Here is a 17,462-nt window from a genome sequence, read left to right as displayed (position 1 = left end):
ACTCTTAAGAGTATGTTTCTTCTTTCTTTACTTGCTCATTTACAAGCTCTTTCAATAATTCTATAATTTCATCATTTTCTTCTTTCAAACCGACAGTAATACGAATACCATCATGTATACCAAATGCAGCACCAGAACGAACAATATATCCTTTCTTCATTAATCGTTCGAAAGCCTCATTACCAGGAATACCGAGTTTTAAGAAAATGAAATTTGTTTGAGATGGATAATAAAATACGTTATATTCCTTACAAAATGCGTAATATTGATTTAATCCTTTTTCATTCTTTTTCACACATTCTTGTAAAAATACTTGATCTTCTAATGCAGCGAGTGCTACAGCCTGCGCTACAGTCGATGTATTAAATGGTAACCTTGCTACTTCTAGCTGCCCGATTAAATTTGCATTACCAACCGCATATCCGATACGGAAAGCAGCTAAACCATATGCTTTTGAAAACGTGCGTAAAACCATAAGATTTTCATACTTTTCAAGAAGTGGTAATGTTTGCGGATAGTCTTCTGCCCCCGCATATTCATAATATGCTTCGTCCATAATAACGAGCGCTGACTTAGGAACTGATTCTAAAAATGAAAGTAAGTTTTGTTTCTCTACATATGTACCTGTCGGATTATTTGGGTTACAAATCCATACAATCTTCGTTTTATCATCTACTCGCTGTAACATCGCATCTAAATCGTGAATGCCATCTTTAAGTGATACTTCACGAACTTCTGCTCCTTCAATAACAGCATGGTGATGGTATTGCGAGAATGTTGGATTCGCCATTACAACATTTGTTCCTTCATGTAGTAATGCACGGCTAATCATTTGAATGACTTCATCTAATCCACTACCAAACAACAGTTGTTCTGCTTTGACACCTAACTGCTCTGCTACTTTTGTCCGAAGTTCAAATGCATATCCATCTGGATAAAGAGCGTATTGACTCGCTAAAGAAGTTAATGCTTCTGTTACGCGTGCTGAGCAACCGAATGGATTTTCGTTCGATGCTAATTTCACAATTTTTGATAATCCATATTCCCTTTTTACTTCTTCAGTATTTTTCCCAGGTACATATGCTCTCAAAGTTAACAATTGCTCTTTCACTCTCATTTTTCTTCCCCCAGTCATTTTATTCAATTACAATACGGTTATAATCCCTTACTATAATCGTTTATCATTACCGTCACTATTACGAGAATACCTCTAAACAAGCACTTCGCACCTTTTAAACCATATCCTTTTGAAATGCCTCTAACGCAATATGAACAGTCTCATCTGGAATAGATACGACATTCACTACCCCATATTCCTGCATAAGCACCATATGAATCGCTCCAGCATTCGCTTTCTTATCCTGTTTCATCAATTGAACGAGGCGCTCTACATTCAAATCACTTGGCATTTTGGGATATCCGTACTTCAAGAACCACTGCTTCATCTCTTCATAGGAAAGATCAACCTTGTACACTTGCTCACTTAAAAACAAGGCAAATAACATTCCAACCGCTACTCCGTCACCGTGAGTAATATTTCCATATCCTAGTTCTTTTTCAAGAGCATGGCCTAACGTATGTCCAAAGTTCAAATGCGCACGTACACCTTTTTCTGTTTCATCTTGTGATACAATATTTGCCTTTACAGGAATTGCCTTCGTTAATATATGGATTAACTTCTCATCACGAAGATCCGCTAATGTTTGCACTTCTTCTTTTAACCAATGATACAGCTTTACATCGCCAATAAGAGCATGTTTTATCACTTCTGCATAACCTGAACGCCACTCTTTTTCAGGAAGTGACTGTAAAAACGGCGTATGATATACAACTACTTCCGGTTGATGGAATGCACCGATCATATTTTTACCTAACGGATGATTGATCGCTACTTTCCCACCTACTGCGCTATCGTGAGCTAATAAAGTCGTTGGAACTTGAACAAAGCGAATTCCACGCATAAACGACGCAGCAACAAAACCAGCTAAATCTCCAATCATCCCGCCTCCAAGTGCAATAATTAAAGAATTTCTATCTAATTTATTTTCAAGAGCTGACGTATGAGCCGCATAGAAATTTTCAAAAGACTTCTCTTTTTCGCCACTCGGTACAACGAATGAAAATACTGTTTGCTCTATTTGCAACGCGTCTACAACTGTCTGTAAATGTAAAGTTGCAACAGCTTCATCTGAAATAATCATGATGTTTGATACAGATGGCTGCATGTTTTGAATGATTGTTGTCAAATGTGACAACGATTCTTTTCCTACATGTACATCATATTCTTTTGATTTCGTTTGAATATGTATGTTTCCCATTAAAATCCCCTCGCATATTCATTATGTTTCTCAATATTTTCACGAATAAGGTCCATACGATCTAATCCGAATTGTTCTATTAAAGCTGTCGCTAATTCCCAAGCCACAACCGCTTCTGCAACGACACTAGCTGCTGGCACAGCACAACTATCTGAACGTTCAATGCTCGCTGTAAAAGGCTCTTTCGTTTCAATATCTACACTTTGAAGAGGTTTATATAGTGTAGGTATCGGTTTCATCACACCGCGCACCACAATTGGCATTCCAGTCGTCATACCGCCTTCTAATCCACCTGCATTATTTGTTCTTCGTGTATATCCATGTTCCTCATTCCACAGAATTTCATCATGAACTTCACTTCCCGGTCTATGCGCTGCTTCAAAACCAATTCCAATCTCGACGCCTTTAAAAGCATTAATGCTCATAATTGCGGCTGCTAATTTTGCATCCAGTTTTCGATCATAATGCACATAGCTACCGACCCCAATTGGCATTCCTTCCACAATCACTTCAACGATTCCACCGATTGAATCTCCATTTGCTTTCGCATCATCAATTGCTTTCATCATTTGGTTACCTGCTTCTTCATCTAAGCAACGTACAGGTGATGCTTCCGTAATACTTTTTAATTCTTCAATTGAACTATACGTAATTTCCTTAGCCTGTACACCGCCAATTTCAATTACATGGCCCGCTACTGTAATACCAAGTTCTGCTAACACCTTTTTAGCAACCGCACCAGCAGCAACACGCACTGTCGTTTCGCGTGCTGAAGAACGCTCCAGTACATTTCTCATATCTCTATGACCATATTTAATCGCACCATTTAAATCAGCATGTCCAGGTCTTGGTTTTGTTACTTTCCTTTTCATTTCTTTTTCTTCTTGTTCCGTTAAAGGCTCTGCGCCCATAATTTTTGTCCAATGTGCAAAATCACGATTTTCAACAACAAGTGCAATTGGAGAACCTAATGTCTCTCCATGTCTAACACCACTTACAATTTGCACTTGATCTGTTTCAATTTGCATGCGTCTACCACGCCCATGCCCCTTTTGCCTTCTAGCTAACTCTTCATTTATATCATCCGCTACTAAAGGCAGTCCTGCTGGAACACCTTCTATAATTGTTGTAAGTTGTGGACCATGAGATTCACCAGCTGTAATATATCGCATACGTTATTCCTCTTTTCGTATATGTATTTATCTCGCTATATTAAGCAATGATATTATCTTTCCTTACTCTAAAAATATGAAAGAAATTATATATTTGATCAGCCATTCGCTTATTCTCCGATAGGCCTTTTACTTTACATATCAATATATCATAACAGCTCTAACTTCGTAACTAATTGAAATAAAAAAAAGTGCAAGAAGAATACCCCTATTCTCCTTGCACTTTCTACTATTATAACAGTGATTAAAGCGTTTACAAATTATTTCAAAATAATTAGTAAATCCATTCATTCATTAATTTTGAGTAGTCAACTAATTCTTCTTCCTTAAAGAAAATAGCAATCTCGCGCTCTGCACTTTCTAACGAATCAGAACCATGGATAATGTTTTTCGCAACAGTTACACCGAAATCTCCACGAATTGTTCCAGGAGCTGCTTCATGTGGTCTTGTTTTACCCATCATGTTACGAACTGTATCTACTACACCTTCACCTTGCCATACCATTGCGAATACAGGGCCAGATGTAATAAAGTCTACTAATTCACCAAAGAAAGGTTTCTCTGTGTGCTCAGCATAGTGTTGTCCAGCAATTTCCGGAGTGACTTGCATTAATTTTGCACCAACTAATTGAAAGCCTTTTTTCTCAAAACGAGCTACGATTTCCCCAATGAAGGCACGTTGTACACCGTCTGGTTTTACCATTAGAAATGTTTTTTCCATAAAAAATCTCTCCACTTCTGAATTATGTATGTAATTGTATATCCCCACACACATATTAACACCCTTATCACAATTGCGCAATAGTTTTGAAATAGAGAGATTATTTTATTTTTTAGAAAAAACACTAAAATTTTCGTTTCCCAATATACTTTGCTACATTTTGTAATGCATACTTCGCTTGTCCACGCGGGAGTGGTTTTATAATTTCTAATGCTTTATGTAAATAACGTTCACTAAACGCAAATGCTTGATCAATAGCGTCACTATTTTTTACAGCCTCAATAATTTCTTTCATTTCGTCCGCTGTTGTATTTTCATGTACAGATATGATTTTCTTACGAAGGATCGGATCTTCCATAGCGTATAGGGCAGGAAGCGTAATATTCCCTTGTAGTAAATCTCCACCAGCAGGTTTTCCAAGCTTCTCTTCTGTGGAAACGAAGTCTAAAATATCATCAATAATTTGATACGACATTCCTACAAAATACCCATACCAAAATAGTCGATTTACCGTATCACGATTAGCGCCAGCAGCAATTGCTCCTAGTTGACAACTCGCAGCAATTAATAATGCTGTTTTTCGCTTTATTCTTCTTAAATACGTTCGTAAATTTTGGTCATAATTGTACTTATCTTTAATTTGTTCAATTTCACCTTTACACACTTCTAAAATGGTATGCGATAGCGCCTGATGCGCCTCTGGAATTTCGATATTTGTTATACATTCAAGAGACTTAGCGAACAAATAGTCCCCTGTATACATTGCAATACGATCTCCCCATTTCGCATTCACAGTTGCACTACCACGTCGTAAAAATGCAGCATCAATAACATCATCGTGAACGAGAGAAGCCATATGAATAAGTTCTAACGCAACAGCTACATGTTTAATTGCATCTAACTTATAATCTCCAAATTTTCCCGCAAGCAACACAAATACAGGACGAATTCGCTTCCCACCAGCTTCAATAAGTTGTAATGCCGCCTCTTCTACCAATGGCTGTTCAGAAGCAACTGTCTTTTTTAATTCTTTTTCTATCACATTAATATCCGATCGTAAAAAAGAGTACATAAGTTGTAACTTCATATTGTTCACCTTAACCTAAAACTTCTTTTTTCTTTTTTCTTTTTTTTTCTTTTTTTCTTTTTTTCTATTTTGATTCTGGTTTCATACCTAAATGCATCGCTGCTACCCCAAAAGTAAACGGCTTCACTTGTACACGTTCAAGTCCAGCTTCTTCAAACATATGAGCCAATTCTTTCATACCCGGGAATGTACTAGCAGATTCTTGCAGCCATGAATATTCTTTAAAACTTTTCGCAAATAACTTTCCAAATAACGGCATGACATATTTAAAGTATAAAATATACCCTTGTCGAAAACCAATCATTGTTGGTTGAGATGTTTCTAAACAAATTACTTTTCCACCTGGTTTTACTACACGCGTCATTTCTTTTAATACGTGCATATAATCCGGTACGTTACGTAAACCAAATCCAATCGTTACATAATCAAATGTGTTATCTTCAAATGGAAGTTCCATTGCATTCCCGTGTAGAAGTTCTACTTGTTTTAATTGTAACGCCTCTACCTTTTGCTTACCGACAGATAACATATTTTCACTGAAGTCTAAACCAACAACCTTACCCTGTTCACCTACCGCTCCAGCTAGCGCAATTGTCCAATCCGCTGTCCCGCAGCATACATCAAGAGCCTTGTTACCTGGTTTTACATCCATAATGCGCATCGTCTCTTTACGCCACGCTTTATGTCTTTGAAAACTAATGACAGAATTCATCACATCGTATTTATCAGAGATTTTCTCAAATACATCATGTACTCTTTCTTCTTTTGATTGTTGCATGCTCGTACCTTCTTCCAATGTAAAGTTGCTTATGTCTTCGATCTATCTCTTAACACAGAGTTTATTTCACTTATATCTGTGTGGTTTTCCAAAAATTGATTTTCTTTCTTTCTGAGTTCCATTATCCATCCATGAATAACTGTTTCTGCCTCCGCTTGATTCTTCGCAATCCCTTGAACTGCTTGAAAAACAGGTGAATGTTGTTTTTCAGCATGCAGTTCACATTCTTTTTGAAGACGGTTTTTTCCTAGTACATACGTAATAAACGGCTTCCAATGCGATAAATGGAAATGATCACATGTTTTTTGCAAGAGTGCAGACTCAATCGTTACTACACTTTCCATTATGTCATCCATCGTTTCATGCGCTTTTTGATATAACATTATTTTGTGTTCATTAATTTCTTTAATTCCTTCAGCAAGCGCACGAATTAAAACAATATCACGATTCATAGACAGTAAGTAATAATATAACCCGCTATAGTAATCACCAGCAAGCACTGTTAACTGGCGACGTTTATGCGATTCATTTGCTTCTTTCCCTGCTTTATTTGATACTCTTTCATGTGTATCAAGCGCAATTTGCACAAGCATAATCGTTACTACATAATGCTCAATTTGTTCTATATGTAAATTTGCACTTTTTAAAGCACCATATAACAATGCTATTTTTTCTTCATCAATAAATGGTTCTTCAATATAGTTTATAAAATAAGGATGGCGTAATTTCTCCATCAATTTCTCTCTTATACCCGCATACCCTCCGTAGATGTCACACACAAAAATCACCCTTGTTTTCTAATTCATAAAACTTATTATAACACATACATTCTATTTTCTATAACCAAAACTTGGCTACTCTTTCCAAACTTCCACCGAACTAAATAACATCTTCCATTCTTTTTAGTAGTCTTTCTATTCTCACTCTGCCTTGCTAAAACTATATCATTTATTTACATAAAAAAAAAAGAAAAGCAGTTTCCTACTTTTCTTTACTTCGTTTTAATAAAAGATAAAATCTCACTACGTGCCGCTGCATCATTTTCTAACACACCACGTACTGCTGTTGTTACTGTTTTCGCGCCCGGCTTTTTCACACCACGCATCGTCATGCACATATGTTCCGCTTCTACTACTACCATTACACCATGCGGCTCTAGTACTTCCATAATAGAGTTCGCTACTGTTGATGTAATACGTTCTTGCAGTTGTGGACGACGTGCAATTGTATCTACAGTTCGAGCTAATTTACTTAACCCTGTCACTTTTCCGCCTTGCGGAATATATGCAACGTGAGCAACTCCATAGAATGGAACTAAATGATGCTCACACATCGAATAAAACGGTATATCTTTTACTAGTACAAGCTCCTCGTGATCTTCCCCGAACACTTTATGCAAATGTTCTTTCGGATCTTCATGCATACCCGCGAACACTTCTGCGTACATTTTTGCAACACGCTTTGGTGTATCAAGTACTCCCTCACGATTTGGGTCATCTCCGATTGCCTCTAAAATAAGGCGTACTGCATGTTCAATTTGTTCTAAATTAACTTTTGCCATCCGCTAGCCCTCCCGAAAACCTAAAAGTGATACGAACACATTCTAGCATATTTATGTTTTTAAAAGCAAAAAGAAGAGTTCCCAAAAAGGAAACTCTTCTTCCCTGTTAATATGTAAGGATTATTTAACCGCATCTTTTAACGCTTTACCAGGTTTGAATGCAGGTACTTTACTTGCAGCGATTTCAATCTCCTCACCTGTTTGTGGGTTACGACCTTTACGAGCCGCACGCTCACGAACTTCGAAGTTACCGAATCCGATCAGTTGTACTTTATCACCTTGTTTTAAAGCTTCTAAGATAGAATCAAAAACAGCGTCTACTGCTTTTGTTGCGTCCTTTTTAGAAAGGGAACTTGCTTCTGCAACAGCATTGATTAAATCTGTCTTGTTCATGCCATTCACCTCCTCCCAAAGATAAGACTGTATAATGATCATAAAATGAGTCTTACTTTCATTTGTAGGCAATTTTTGCAAATTCTATACTACAAAGATGTAGATAAATCATTATCAACGCCTATATTATACGATTCTCCTTTATAATTCAATATTTTTAAGGAAATTGTTACTCTTAAAATGTGAAAATCTGATGAAACTTGACAATTTACAACAATATATTAGATAATGACTGTTTATTTTGCTATTCTATACGCGAAAATCAAAAAAATCCCTCTACGATGAGAGGGATTTTTTCTTATAATATAATCGCAATTAATCCGCCAGATCCTTCATTAATAATTCTTTCTAGCGTTTCCTTTAATTTATACCTCGCATTTTCTGGCATTAAAGATAGTTTCGCTTGAATGCCTTCTCGAACAATAGAGCTAAGTGAACGTCCGAATATATCAGAATTCCAAATTGATAATGGGTCATCTTCAAAATCCTGCATTAAATAACGAACTAATTCTTCACTTTGCTTTTCAGTACCAATGATCGGCTCAAACGTTGACTCCACATCTACTTTAATCATATGAATAGACGGAGCTACAGCTTTTAATTTCACACCAAACCTTGAACCGTGACGAATAATTTCCGGCTCATCCAAGCTCATGTCAGCTAACGCAGGCGCTGCTACACCATATCCTGTTTGCTTTACCATACGCAGGGCATCCGCCACTTGATCGTATTCTACTTTCGCATGAGATAAATCGAGCATAAGCTTCAATAAATGATCTTTCCCTCGAATTTCTACTCCTACTACTTCTTTTAAAATTTGATCATATAATTCATCTGGTGCATATAAATCAATCTCCGCTACGCCTTGCCCCATATCAATGCCAGCTAGGCTCGCTCGATCAATAAATTCATACTGACTAAACTGCCAAACGACACGGTCCACATCACGAAGACGTTTTATATCCTTCACAGTCTCTTGAACAGCTTCTTGATAACTTTGGCGTAACCAATGCCCTTCATTTAACACCATCACCCAGCTCGGAAGGTTAACATTCACTTCTAAAACAGGGAACTCAAATAACGCTTCTCGAAGCACATTGTACACATCTGTTTCCCTTAAACTCTCTACACTCATCGCAATGACTGGGATATCGTATTCTTCAGATAAACTTTGGCGCAATTGCTCTGTATCTGGATGATACGGCTGTACAGTGTTGATGATCATAATGAAAGGTTTTCCGACTTCTTTTAACTCATTTACTACACGTTCTTCTGCCTCTATATAATCTCTTCTTGGAATTTCACCAATCGTTCCATCTGTTGTAATTACAACACCAATTGTGGAATGTTCTTGAATTACTTTACGTGTTCCGATTTCTGCAGCTTCATGGAATGGAATAGGTTCTTCATACCAAGGAGTATTAATCATGCGTGGGCCATTCTCATCTTCATAGCCTTTTGCTCCTGGAACCGTATATCCAACGCAATCTACCAATCGAATATTCACTTCAAGACCTTCATCTACCTCGATAGAAACCGCTTGGTTTGGAACAAACTTCGGTTCCGTCGTCATGATTGTACGACCAGCAGCACTTTGAGGCAGTTCATCCTGCGCCCTTTGACGGTCAGACTCATTCTCAATATTAGGAATAACTACAAGTTCCATAAATTTTTTAATGAATGTTGATTTCCCTGTTCGAACAGCTCCTACAACTCCAAAATAAATATCACCGCCTGTGCGTTCCGCAATATCTTTAAAAATATCTACCTTTTCCAAGTGATTCCCTCCCTCAATATTTTTGGGAATAATTCCACATTTATAGTCAACCAATACCTTCTCTAACGTTGCCTATGATATCTGATATAATATAATGGTATTCTAGAAGTTCGGACAATATATCATATAATTTTGTCCAATTTCATATGACTATTAAAAAATACCTTTTGTTTGCATCGTAAGTTGTGTAACATAAAAAACCTTTCTTCTAGAACTTATTCACTAGAAGAAAGGTTCATGACTTATGATTTTAAAAAAATTGGTTCTCCATTCTTTACCGTATACGGTAAAGAATATGCAGGTACAAATGGAGAATCTTTCGAAAGTATATTCCGAATATCTTCCCCCTCCTTAAATTGCCCTTCATTTTTTTTCAACGCTTCATATAAGTCGATTCGATAATCAACATAAATTTCTCCCTTTTCATTGATTACAAAAGGAAGCCCTTTACCAGAATACGGACTTGTCACTTGCGGTACATCTTTATATCCTAGTTTTTTGAAATCTAATTCATACACACCATCTGAAATTACCTTTTTAAAAGGTGGATATTGATGTTCATCTCGATACATCCTAAGCTTTAATGATAATTCCTGGATTTGTTCAGCCATCCTAACATCAATTAACTTTACTGTTGGGTTTGTTTCAACGTCTATTAATACGTATTGGTATACTCCTCCGCTTTCATACGCATTTCCTGGCGCTTCTTGTATGTAACGCGGAGCAATCTTTTGAAAATCGATTGGATACTTTTGATAAATAGGCGTACTCATATCCCGCGTCTTAATTGGCAATATCCCCTCATTTTGCTCCTTAAATGTCACTACAGCTTTTTGAACAACCTGTATCTGATCTTCATAAGGAACGGCATTTTGTTTCATACTTTCTTTCGGATACAGACATCCTGTTAAAAGGCTCATACAACAAAATATTAAAATAATATGGACTTTTTTCACTAGCAATCACCTTTTCATACTAATATAACTTGCTCCGTATGTAGCATTTTCGAGACCATTCCCTTTACTGCTGTACAGGTCCACTAAATACAACAAGAAAAATAACAATTCCTGACACAATCATAAGGGTGTACGCTACTAACGCTGTAATCCCTTTCAAAAATTTATTCTTTATTTTGTATCTACTTAGTAAAATAAAACTTACTGCAAAAAACATAAATCCAATTGCTCCTAAAGCAAACCACATTTTCATGAGCCCTTCTGACATATACACACCCCTTTTTATCAATCTATTTTTATACTATTTTAACAAATTAAAATGTTTAAACAAATACAAAAAGAACATTTTACTACAAATTACGAATATATAACTTTAATCAACAGGTTTTTTCGCATCTTCCACTAATCTAAATAAAAATAAAACCGAAGCGAGTGTATCTCTCGCTTCGGTTGACCAAATATGCCCAAAACAGCTCTATTCCCATACTTTCATGGCTATCATATGCAATCTACAAACTCTTTGTTTCTTATATTTTATTTTTTAAACATTTTGCTTAACGAACCAAAATCAGCGGGCATATTATTGTTAATGATCGCTTTTACAATTTGATCCTCTTGTTCTTTCGGCACTTCACGTCCTGCCATAAGAGCCACTTGATGAATCAATTGACGAAGCACAGTCTCATCACGTAAATTCGCATTCTGTACAGATGATGCTAATTTAAAAATATCTTCTTTATTCACTTTCGCTTCTTTTTCAATGTTATTAAAAATGTTATTATCCATTCTTTTCACCCTCTCCTCAAGTTACTCTTCATCCTATGCAAAATTAAAAAAATGGTGAAAAGACCCATAAAAATAAAAAGCGACAGAAGTACAAATGTACTTCTGTCGCTTTTCTTTAAAGTAAGTCAGGTATAGCTTCCACTTCATGTTTTCGAACACGTCCCATCAATGAGCCTACTGCATCTTTCACATTATTCCCATTGAATAGCACGTCATATAAAGCAGCTGTAATCGGCATTTCAACTTCCATTTTCTCTGCTAATTCGTGAGCAGCTTTCGTTGTTCTTACACCTTCTACAACCATACCCATGCTTTCTAACACCTCTTCTAAAGAGTGTCCTTTTCCAAGCATATTTCCAGCGCGCCAATTTCGGCTATGAACACTTGTACAAGTTACAATTAAGTCTCCCATACCAGTTAGACCAGCAAACGTTAACGGATTTCCGCCCATTTTTCTTCCTAAACGAGCAATCTCCGTTAAACCACGTGTCATTAATGCCGCCTTTGCATTATCACCTAATCCAAGTCCATCAGTTATCCCAGCAGCTAATGCGATAATATTTTTTAACGCACCACCAAGCTCAACCCCAACAATATCCGGATTTGTGTATACACGGAAGTAACTATTCATAAACAAATCTTGTACTTCCTCAGCAGCTTCCATACGCTTTGCTGCAGACGTAACCGTCGTCTCTTGACGTAAACCGACTTCTTCAGCATGACTCGGTCCAGACAGTACAACAACGTCTTTAATCAAGCCTTCTGGAATTTCTTCCTCAATCACTTCCGAAATACGTTTTGATGTACCAGGTTCAATCCCTTTACTTGCATGAATCCAAGTAGTCGGACCTGCTACATATTTCTTCATATCTTGTAATACCTCTCTATACGCTTTCGTTGGTACTACAAGAAGTACTACATTTACATCTACTAATGCTTCTTCTAAAGAAGAGTAGGCTGCGATTGTGCTTGGCAATGTAATTCCTGGAAGGTATCGACTATTCTCATGTTTTGTATTAATCTCATCCATAAGTTCAGAACGATTTCCCCAAATACGTACATCATGTCCATTGTCAGCTAATACCATCGCTAACGCTGTTCCCCAGCTACCTGCTCCAACTACTGTGATTTTTGTCATAAAATCACATCCTCTCCATTAGTCTCTTGCTCTAGCGATAATGTGAATCGGCGTTCCTACAAAACCGAACGCTTCACGTAAACGATTCTTTAAGAAGCGCTCATATGAAAAGTGCATTAATTCTGTATCGTTTACAAATATAACAAATGTTGGTGGTTTTACCGCAACCTGTGTCGCATAGAAGATTTTCAGACGGCTACCATTATGAGTTGGTGTTGGATTCATCGCTACCGCATCCATAATTACATCATTTAATACGTTCGTTTGAATACGGATACTATGGCTTTCATTTACTTCATTAATAACTGGTAATAATGTTTGTGTACGTTTTTTCGTTTTCGCAGATAAGAATACAATCGGTGCGTACTCTAAAAATTGGAAATGAGCACGGATGTTTTCTTCAAATGCTTTCATTGTTTTTTCATCTTTTTTCACTGCATCCCATTTATTTACGACGATAATAACAGCACGTCCTGAATCATGAGCATATCCAGCAATTTTTTTATCCTGTTCAATAATTCCTTCTTCTCCGTCTAAAACGACTAAAACAACGTCAGAACGTTCAATCGCTCTAAGTGCACGAAGTACACTATACTTTTCTGTGCTTTCGTATACTTTCCCTTTTTTACGCATACCAGCTGTATCGATGATTACATAATCTTGACCATCTTTACTATATGGTGTATCAACAGCATCACGTGTCGTTCCCGCTATATTACTTACAATTACACGTTCTTGACCAAGAAGTGCATTTACAAGTGATGATTTCCCTACATTTGGACGTCCAATTAAAGAGAAACGGATTGTTTCATCGTCATACGCTTCTTCTTCAATCTTCGGAAAATGATTTGCAGCTTCATCTAACAAATCACCAAGTCCTAAACCGTGTGTACCTGAAATCGGGAATGGCTCGCCAAATCCTAATGCATAAAAATCATAAATATCACTACGCATTTCTGGATTATCAACCTTATTTACCGCAAGTACAATTGGTTTTTTAGAACGATATAAAATTTTAGCAACTTCTTCATCTGCTGCAGTTACACCATCGCGACCATTCGTCATAAAAATGATAACATCTGCTTCATCAATCGCTACTTCCGCTTGTTGACGAATTTGTGTCAAGAACGGCTCGTCTCCAATATCAATTCCACCTGTATCAATAATGTTAAACTCATGATTTAACCATTCTCCCGCACTATAAATACGGTCTCGCGTTATACCTGGTATATCTTCTACGATTGAAACTCTTTCTCCAACAATTCTATTGAAAATAGTAGATTTTCCTACGTTCGGGCGGCCTACTATTGCTATTACTGGTTTCGGCATATACTTTCATCCTTTCAACTTGCTTCTGTTTATTATGTAAAAAACCCTTCTTTGTGCAAGAAGGGATTTGCATTCCAGAATATTTCTCAGCGTATCAAAACACCTCACATTATACCACACGTTACTAATGTTTCACAATAATATATACATTCTCTTGTAAGCGATGCGCAATACCATCTAAAATTGCCTCTAAATTATTTGCAACAAATTCTAACTCATCTGTCGATTCACAAGTAAACAAAGGGGCACCACCAGCAAATTTCTCCGGCGTTGTTGTAATAACCGCAAGAATTACACTTTCTAACATCATCTTTTATCTCCCCTTCCTTTCGGGGCTTCCGATGACATATGAACAGCACTTTCTAACGTCGGCACATTCCCTATGACACCTATCGCTTTCTCTGCATCTTGATCTTGCGGCAAGACAAAAATCCCAACCCTACCATCTTCTAAATCACGCTTAGCTAACGGCACAAGCGCTGGCGTACCAGAATCTCTATAAATACCTAAAGCAACAGAAACATCATGTAAAATAGCTTGTCGTTGTCCTAAGTTTGAGATTGTCACCATCGCATCAATTGTTTTCGGCCTTAAAATAAAGCCCATTCCATATTTCATAATTTCCTCTTGCCTTGCTGGCAATCCAATATTCATAATGTAAATATTATCAATATACAGCCCCGCTCCTTCAAAACGAAGTGGAACATGCTCGATATCAACAAGATCATGTAACCTTCTGCCAGACATTAATTTTTTTGCGATAATAAATGCGATTATAGCCATAATTACTCCAGCAATCCATGAATGGAATCCTATATACGCAAACGTCGTTGCAAACGACGTTAACATCGCCAAATAGTTTCGACTTTCAAAAACTAATGCAATCCCTTCAATATATGTATTTCCACGCGGTACGAGCTCATATCCATCTAATTGTTGAAGGGTATTTCTTTCCATATTACGCACATCACGAAACTGTGTTGCTGCTAATGTAAGAAATGTAATAGCCGAAAAATCTTTTTTCAAAATTGACGGAATCGCAATCGCTCCTAAAGCCGCTGCAATTAACCCCATCGCAACGTGAATAATTTTTCCGTGGAGCCTCGTCGGATATTGACGCGTATCTGTCCGGAGCATTAGCACTCTCGTTACTGTCCCCGCTATTACTCCGCATAAAATGGCCGGTGTATATTCAGTCATGTATTACCCTCGCCTTTCTTTTACGTGCTTTCCTCTTGAACTGTTCCATATATACTGATGCTTTTGCAATCCAAAACAAAATTGCCATGAAAAATGTAGCAACGGCGACGATATCAAAAAACGCTAAACTTCCGTAATCATAAGGAAAATGTAGTTTTCGAAAAATAAGTGTCACTAACAATTCCCCCTGTAACATTCCTATATAAAGAGAACATAATCGCAATATGCGATCCTCATGCAATAAAACCGATGCATACACAAGAGCACCACTTAACAAAAACAACCTGTCCACCACAATCCAAATCGGATCATATACTTCTAACAAATGAAAACTTGTATATAACATTGCAATAATAAGTGCCGAAAGTAAGCTATATAATTTTTTCCAAATAGAATATAGTGCGATTCCTATAAAAGCAACAATACAAAGCAAAAGTGCATTTACTGATACCGTGAATGAAGCAATCGTTACATGTAACGGAGAGCAAATAATAAAAATCAATATACAAGCGCTTATCTTCCACCGCATAGAGTCCTTTTTCATAAAAAAAGTTACAACAATCCACCCTATCCAAGCTAAAAAATAAAAAGTACTCCCTTCCATCATTTCACCTCCTATGTTTTCCATTATGGGAACTTTTTATGAAAGTTAATCCACTTTCTTCGCGCATAGTTTTTTCATATAACAGCAACACTTTTAATAAGGAGGTGCTATTCATTATGGGTAAAGATCGTCAAGAACGAAAACTAAGAGAATCACGCCGCGTTGAATCTGATCGTGACCAATCACTACAATATCCGGGTGCAACTGGACTGGATACACCAGAGCAAGCCCGAAAACAAAATCAGCACTAATGAACACAAAAAGACGGTTTCGATATTGTACGAAACCGTCTTTTACATAATTACTTTAATGATTTTTACTTATATCAAAATAACATTTAACATCCAAATTTTTCTATGACTTATTTTTATCTCCACCTATTTTTCCTTTGCGAAATTAAACCCTCCCCAATAATTCAGTAGCACACCATCTACATTTTCCAACCTCTTTTTCAGTCGCAACTTGCACAAGATAGTATTTATATAGGAATAATTTTATTTTGATAGAATATTAATTCCATTCCTCACCTTATATTACTAAAACGAACAGAAAACAAAAAAATCAACCAAACGGTTGATTTTTTATCTTCTACTATAATGTGTCGTATCAATACCACGCTGCGTTAACCAATGATATGTTTCGCCCGTTACAACAAGAGGTACAGACTGTAACTCTTCTATCGTCTTTGCACCAAGAGCTGTCATAATAAATTTCAAATCTGTATGTAAAAGATCAATTTCATCCACTAACTTCTCGATACCATCTTGCATTAAAATACGTAAAAAGTATCCAGCAAACGCAGTTGTATTCGCCCCTAATGCGATTGCTTTCGCTACGTCAAGCGCTGTTTGTATACCCCCAGATGCAATAAAAGAGAGGTTATTATTTGTAGAGGTTGCTTCAATAATCGAGGTTGCAGTTTGTATGCCCCAGTTATTAAAATAAGAAAGCATTCGCTGTCTTCTTTCATTTTCAACAGCAGCAAAATTTGTACCACCTTGTCCACCTATATCAATTGCCGTTACACCTATGCTCGCTAACTGTTGTACAGTTTCCTTACTCATCCCAAATCCAACTTCTTTCACAATGACAGGAACTTTACTATTTAATACAATTTTCTCAATGCGCTGAAGTACACCAGTAAAGTCACGGTCCCCTTCTGGCATCGTTAACTCTTGTATGACATTTAAATGAATTTGCAATGCATTCGCTTCAATCATATCAACGGCACGCTCTGCTTGTTCGATAGTTGCCTCACTACCTAAATTAGCAAAGAAAACACCATTTGGGTTTACCTTTCTGATAACCTTATAAGAAGCAGCCTCACTTTCATCTTTTAACGCCGCCATTTGCGACCCTACAGCCATAGCAAGATTATGATGTTTCGCTACATATGCTAATTGCTCATTAATATGTAACGTTCTCTCTCCCCCACCACCAGTCATCGCATTGATAAAAATCGGCGAACTTAGTGAAAGTTCGCCGATTTTTGTTTCACATGTTATTGTGTCATAACTTGAATTTGGCAATCCTTGATGCACCAAATCAATATCATGAAAGCCATGCGTACGAGACTGACCAGTAGAAAGAGCGTATTCAATATGATCTAATTTACGTTTTGCCCTTACCACTTGTACCCCTC

At 37.0% G+C, this 17,462-nt stretch carries 20 protein-coding genes; 1 reads left to right on the top strand and 19 read right to left on the bottom strand.

Annotated features, from left to right (window positions below; genetic code table 11):
• Nucleotides 1-4: 4 nt before the first annotated feature.
• The 18 genes from hisC to J0835_RS07645 all read right to left on the bottom strand — a co-directional run bounded on the left by hisC (nucleotide 5) and on the right by J0835_RS07645 (nucleotide 15,820).
• Nucleotides 5-1,117 carry a histidinol-phosphate transaminase gene (hisC, locus tag J0835_RS07730; protein WP_087979987.1) on the bottom strand — a complete coding sequence of 371 codons (1,113 nt, stop codon included), beginning with the start codon at nucleotides 1,115-1,117 and terminating at the stop codon, nucleotides 5-7.
• Between the two features lie 115 nt (nucleotides 1,118-1,232).
• Nucleotides 1,233-2,318, bottom strand: coding sequence for a 3-dehydroquinate synthase (gene aroB, locus J0835_RS07725; RefSeq protein ID WP_048561341.1), 1,086 nt, complete (start codon nucleotides 2,316-2,318; stop codon nucleotides 1,233-1,235).
• Nucleotides 2,318-3,490: a chorismate synthase gene (gene aroC / locus J0835_RS07720; protein ID WP_087979986.1), complete on the bottom strand. Its 1,173-nt coding sequence runs from the start codon at nucleotides 3,488-3,490 to the stop codon at nucleotides 2,318-2,320. The genes aroB and aroC overlap by 1 nt, the downstream gene beginning before the upstream one ends.
• Before the next feature lie 274 nt (nucleotides 3,491-3,764).
• Nucleotides 3,765-4,211 (bottom strand): nucleoside-diphosphate kinase, encoded by a 447-nt coding sequence (ndk, locus tag J0835_RS07715; RefSeq protein ID WP_333728118.1) that lies wholly within the window; start codon nucleotides 4,209-4,211, stop codon nucleotides 3,765-3,767.
• A 124-nt stretch (nucleotides 4,212-4,335) separates the two neighbouring features.
• Nucleotides 4,336-5,298 (bottom strand): heptaprenyl diphosphate synthase component II, encoded by a 963-nt coding sequence (gene hepT, locus J0835_RS07710; protein ID WP_048561342.1) that lies wholly within the window; start codon nucleotides 5,296-5,298, stop codon nucleotides 4,336-4,338.
• A 64-nt stretch (nucleotides 5,299-5,362) separates the two neighbouring features.
• Nucleotides 5,363-6,076 (bottom strand): 2-heptaprenyl-1,4-naphthoquinone methyltransferase, encoded by a 714-nt coding sequence (gene menG / locus J0835_RS07705; RefSeq protein WP_087979985.1) that lies wholly within the window; start codon nucleotides 6,074-6,076, stop codon nucleotides 5,363-5,365.
• Between the two features lie 29 nt (nucleotides 6,077-6,105).
• On the bottom strand, nucleotides 6,106-6,855 hold the full coding sequence (locus J0835_RS07700) for a heptaprenyl diphosphate synthase component 1 (protein WP_140386716.1): 750 nt from the start codon (nucleotides 6,853-6,855) through the stop codon (nucleotides 6,106-6,108).
• 212 nt (nucleotides 6,856-7,067) lie between these two features.
• Nucleotides 7,068-7,637 carry a GTP cyclohydrolase I FolE gene (gene folE, locus J0835_RS07695; protein ID WP_001151478.1) on the bottom strand — a complete coding sequence of 190 codons (570 nt, stop codon included), beginning with the start codon at nucleotides 7,635-7,637 and terminating at the stop codon, nucleotides 7,068-7,070.
• Between the two features lie 120 nt (nucleotides 7,638-7,757).
• Nucleotides 7,758-8,030 carry an HU family DNA-binding protein gene (locus J0835_RS07690; RefSeq protein WP_001043860.1) on the bottom strand — a complete coding sequence of 91 codons (273 nt, stop codon included), beginning with the start codon at nucleotides 8,028-8,030 and terminating at the stop codon, nucleotides 7,758-7,760.
• Between the two features lie 298 nt (nucleotides 8,031-8,328).
• Complete coding sequence (gene spoIVA / locus J0835_RS07685; RefSeq protein WP_000416522.1) at nucleotides 8,329-9,807, bottom strand: stage IV sporulation protein A; 1,479 nt, start codon at nucleotides 9,805-9,807, stop codon at nucleotides 8,329-8,331.
• A gap of 242 nt (nucleotides 9,808-10,049) precedes the next feature.
• Nucleotides 10,050-10,763, bottom strand: a complete 714-nt coding sequence (locus J0835_RS07680) for a hypothetical protein (RefSeq protein ID WP_098273456.1) — start codon at nucleotides 10,761-10,763, stop codon at nucleotides 10,050-10,052.
• A 64-nt stretch (nucleotides 10,764-10,827) separates the two neighbouring features.
• Nucleotides 10,828-11,031, bottom strand: coding sequence for a DUF2768 domain-containing protein (locus J0835_RS07675; RefSeq protein ID WP_087979983.1), 204 nt, complete (start codon nucleotides 11,029-11,031; stop codon nucleotides 10,828-10,830).
• A 266-nt stretch (nucleotides 11,032-11,297) separates the two neighbouring features.
• Complete coding sequence (locus J0835_RS07670; protein WP_000369753.1) at nucleotides 11,298-11,549, bottom strand: stage VI sporulation protein F; 252 nt, start codon at nucleotides 11,547-11,549, stop codon at nucleotides 11,298-11,300.
• A gap of 115 nt (nucleotides 11,550-11,664) precedes the next feature.
• Nucleotides 11,665-12,687 carry an NAD(P)H-dependent glycerol-3-phosphate dehydrogenase gene (locus J0835_RS07665; RefSeq protein WP_000161770.1) on the bottom strand — a complete coding sequence of 341 codons (1,023 nt, stop codon included), beginning with the start codon at nucleotides 12,685-12,687 and terminating at the stop codon, nucleotides 11,665-11,667.
• An 18-nt stretch (nucleotides 12,688-12,705) separates the two neighbouring features.
• Nucleotides 12,706-14,016 (bottom strand): ribosome biogenesis GTPase Der, encoded by a 1,311-nt coding sequence (gene der, locus J0835_RS07660; protein ID WP_001125888.1) that lies wholly within the window; start codon nucleotides 14,014-14,016, stop codon nucleotides 12,706-12,708.
• Between the two features lie 124 nt (nucleotides 14,017-14,140).
• Entirely contained in the window at nucleotides 14,141-14,326 is a 186-nt protein-coding gene (locus tag J0835_RS07655) for a capping complex subunit for YIEGIA (protein ID WP_000979052.1), read from the bottom strand.
• Complete coding sequence (locus tag J0835_RS07650; RefSeq protein ID WP_000141603.1) at nucleotides 14,323-15,216, bottom strand: YIEGIA family protein; 894 nt, start codon at nucleotides 15,214-15,216, stop codon at nucleotides 14,323-14,325. Before J0835_RS07650 ends, J0835_RS07655 begins: the two co-directional genes overlap by 4 nt.
• The gene (locus J0835_RS07645; RefSeq protein WP_087979982.1) at nucleotides 15,209-15,820 is read right to left on the bottom strand and encodes a YphA family membrane protein; all 612 of its coding nucleotides are present in this window, start codon (nucleotides 15,818-15,820) and stop codon (nucleotides 15,209-15,211) included. Before J0835_RS07645 ends, J0835_RS07650 begins: the two co-directional genes overlap by 8 nt.
• Before the next feature lie 116 nt (nucleotides 15,821-15,936).
• Here J0835_RS07645 and J0835_RS07640 point away from each other — a divergent pair, with 116 nt between their 5' ends.
• Entirely contained in the window at nucleotides 15,937-16,071 is a 135-nt protein-coding gene (locus tag J0835_RS07640; protein WP_000513900.1) for a YpzI family protein, read from the top strand.
• Between the two features lie 330 nt (nucleotides 16,072-16,401).
• On the opposite strand, the gene J0835_RS07635 is transcribed toward J0835_RS07640, so the two are convergent.
• Nucleotides 16,402-17,451, bottom strand: a complete 1,050-nt coding sequence (locus J0835_RS07635; RefSeq protein ID WP_087979981.1) for a type 2 isopentenyl-diphosphate Delta-isomerase — start codon at nucleotides 17,449-17,451, stop codon at nucleotides 16,402-16,404.
• Nucleotides 17,452-17,462 lie beyond the last annotated feature (11 nt).

The organism is Bacillus cereus group sp. Sample62 (assembly GCF_036851315.1).
GTDB classification, from domain to species: Bacteria; Bacillota; Bacilli; order Bacillales; family Bacillaceae_G; genus Bacillus_A; species Bacillus_A wiedmannii.
Note: the sequence above shows the minus strand (reverse complement) of the source record. Positions and strands in the feature narration are given on the sequence as shown.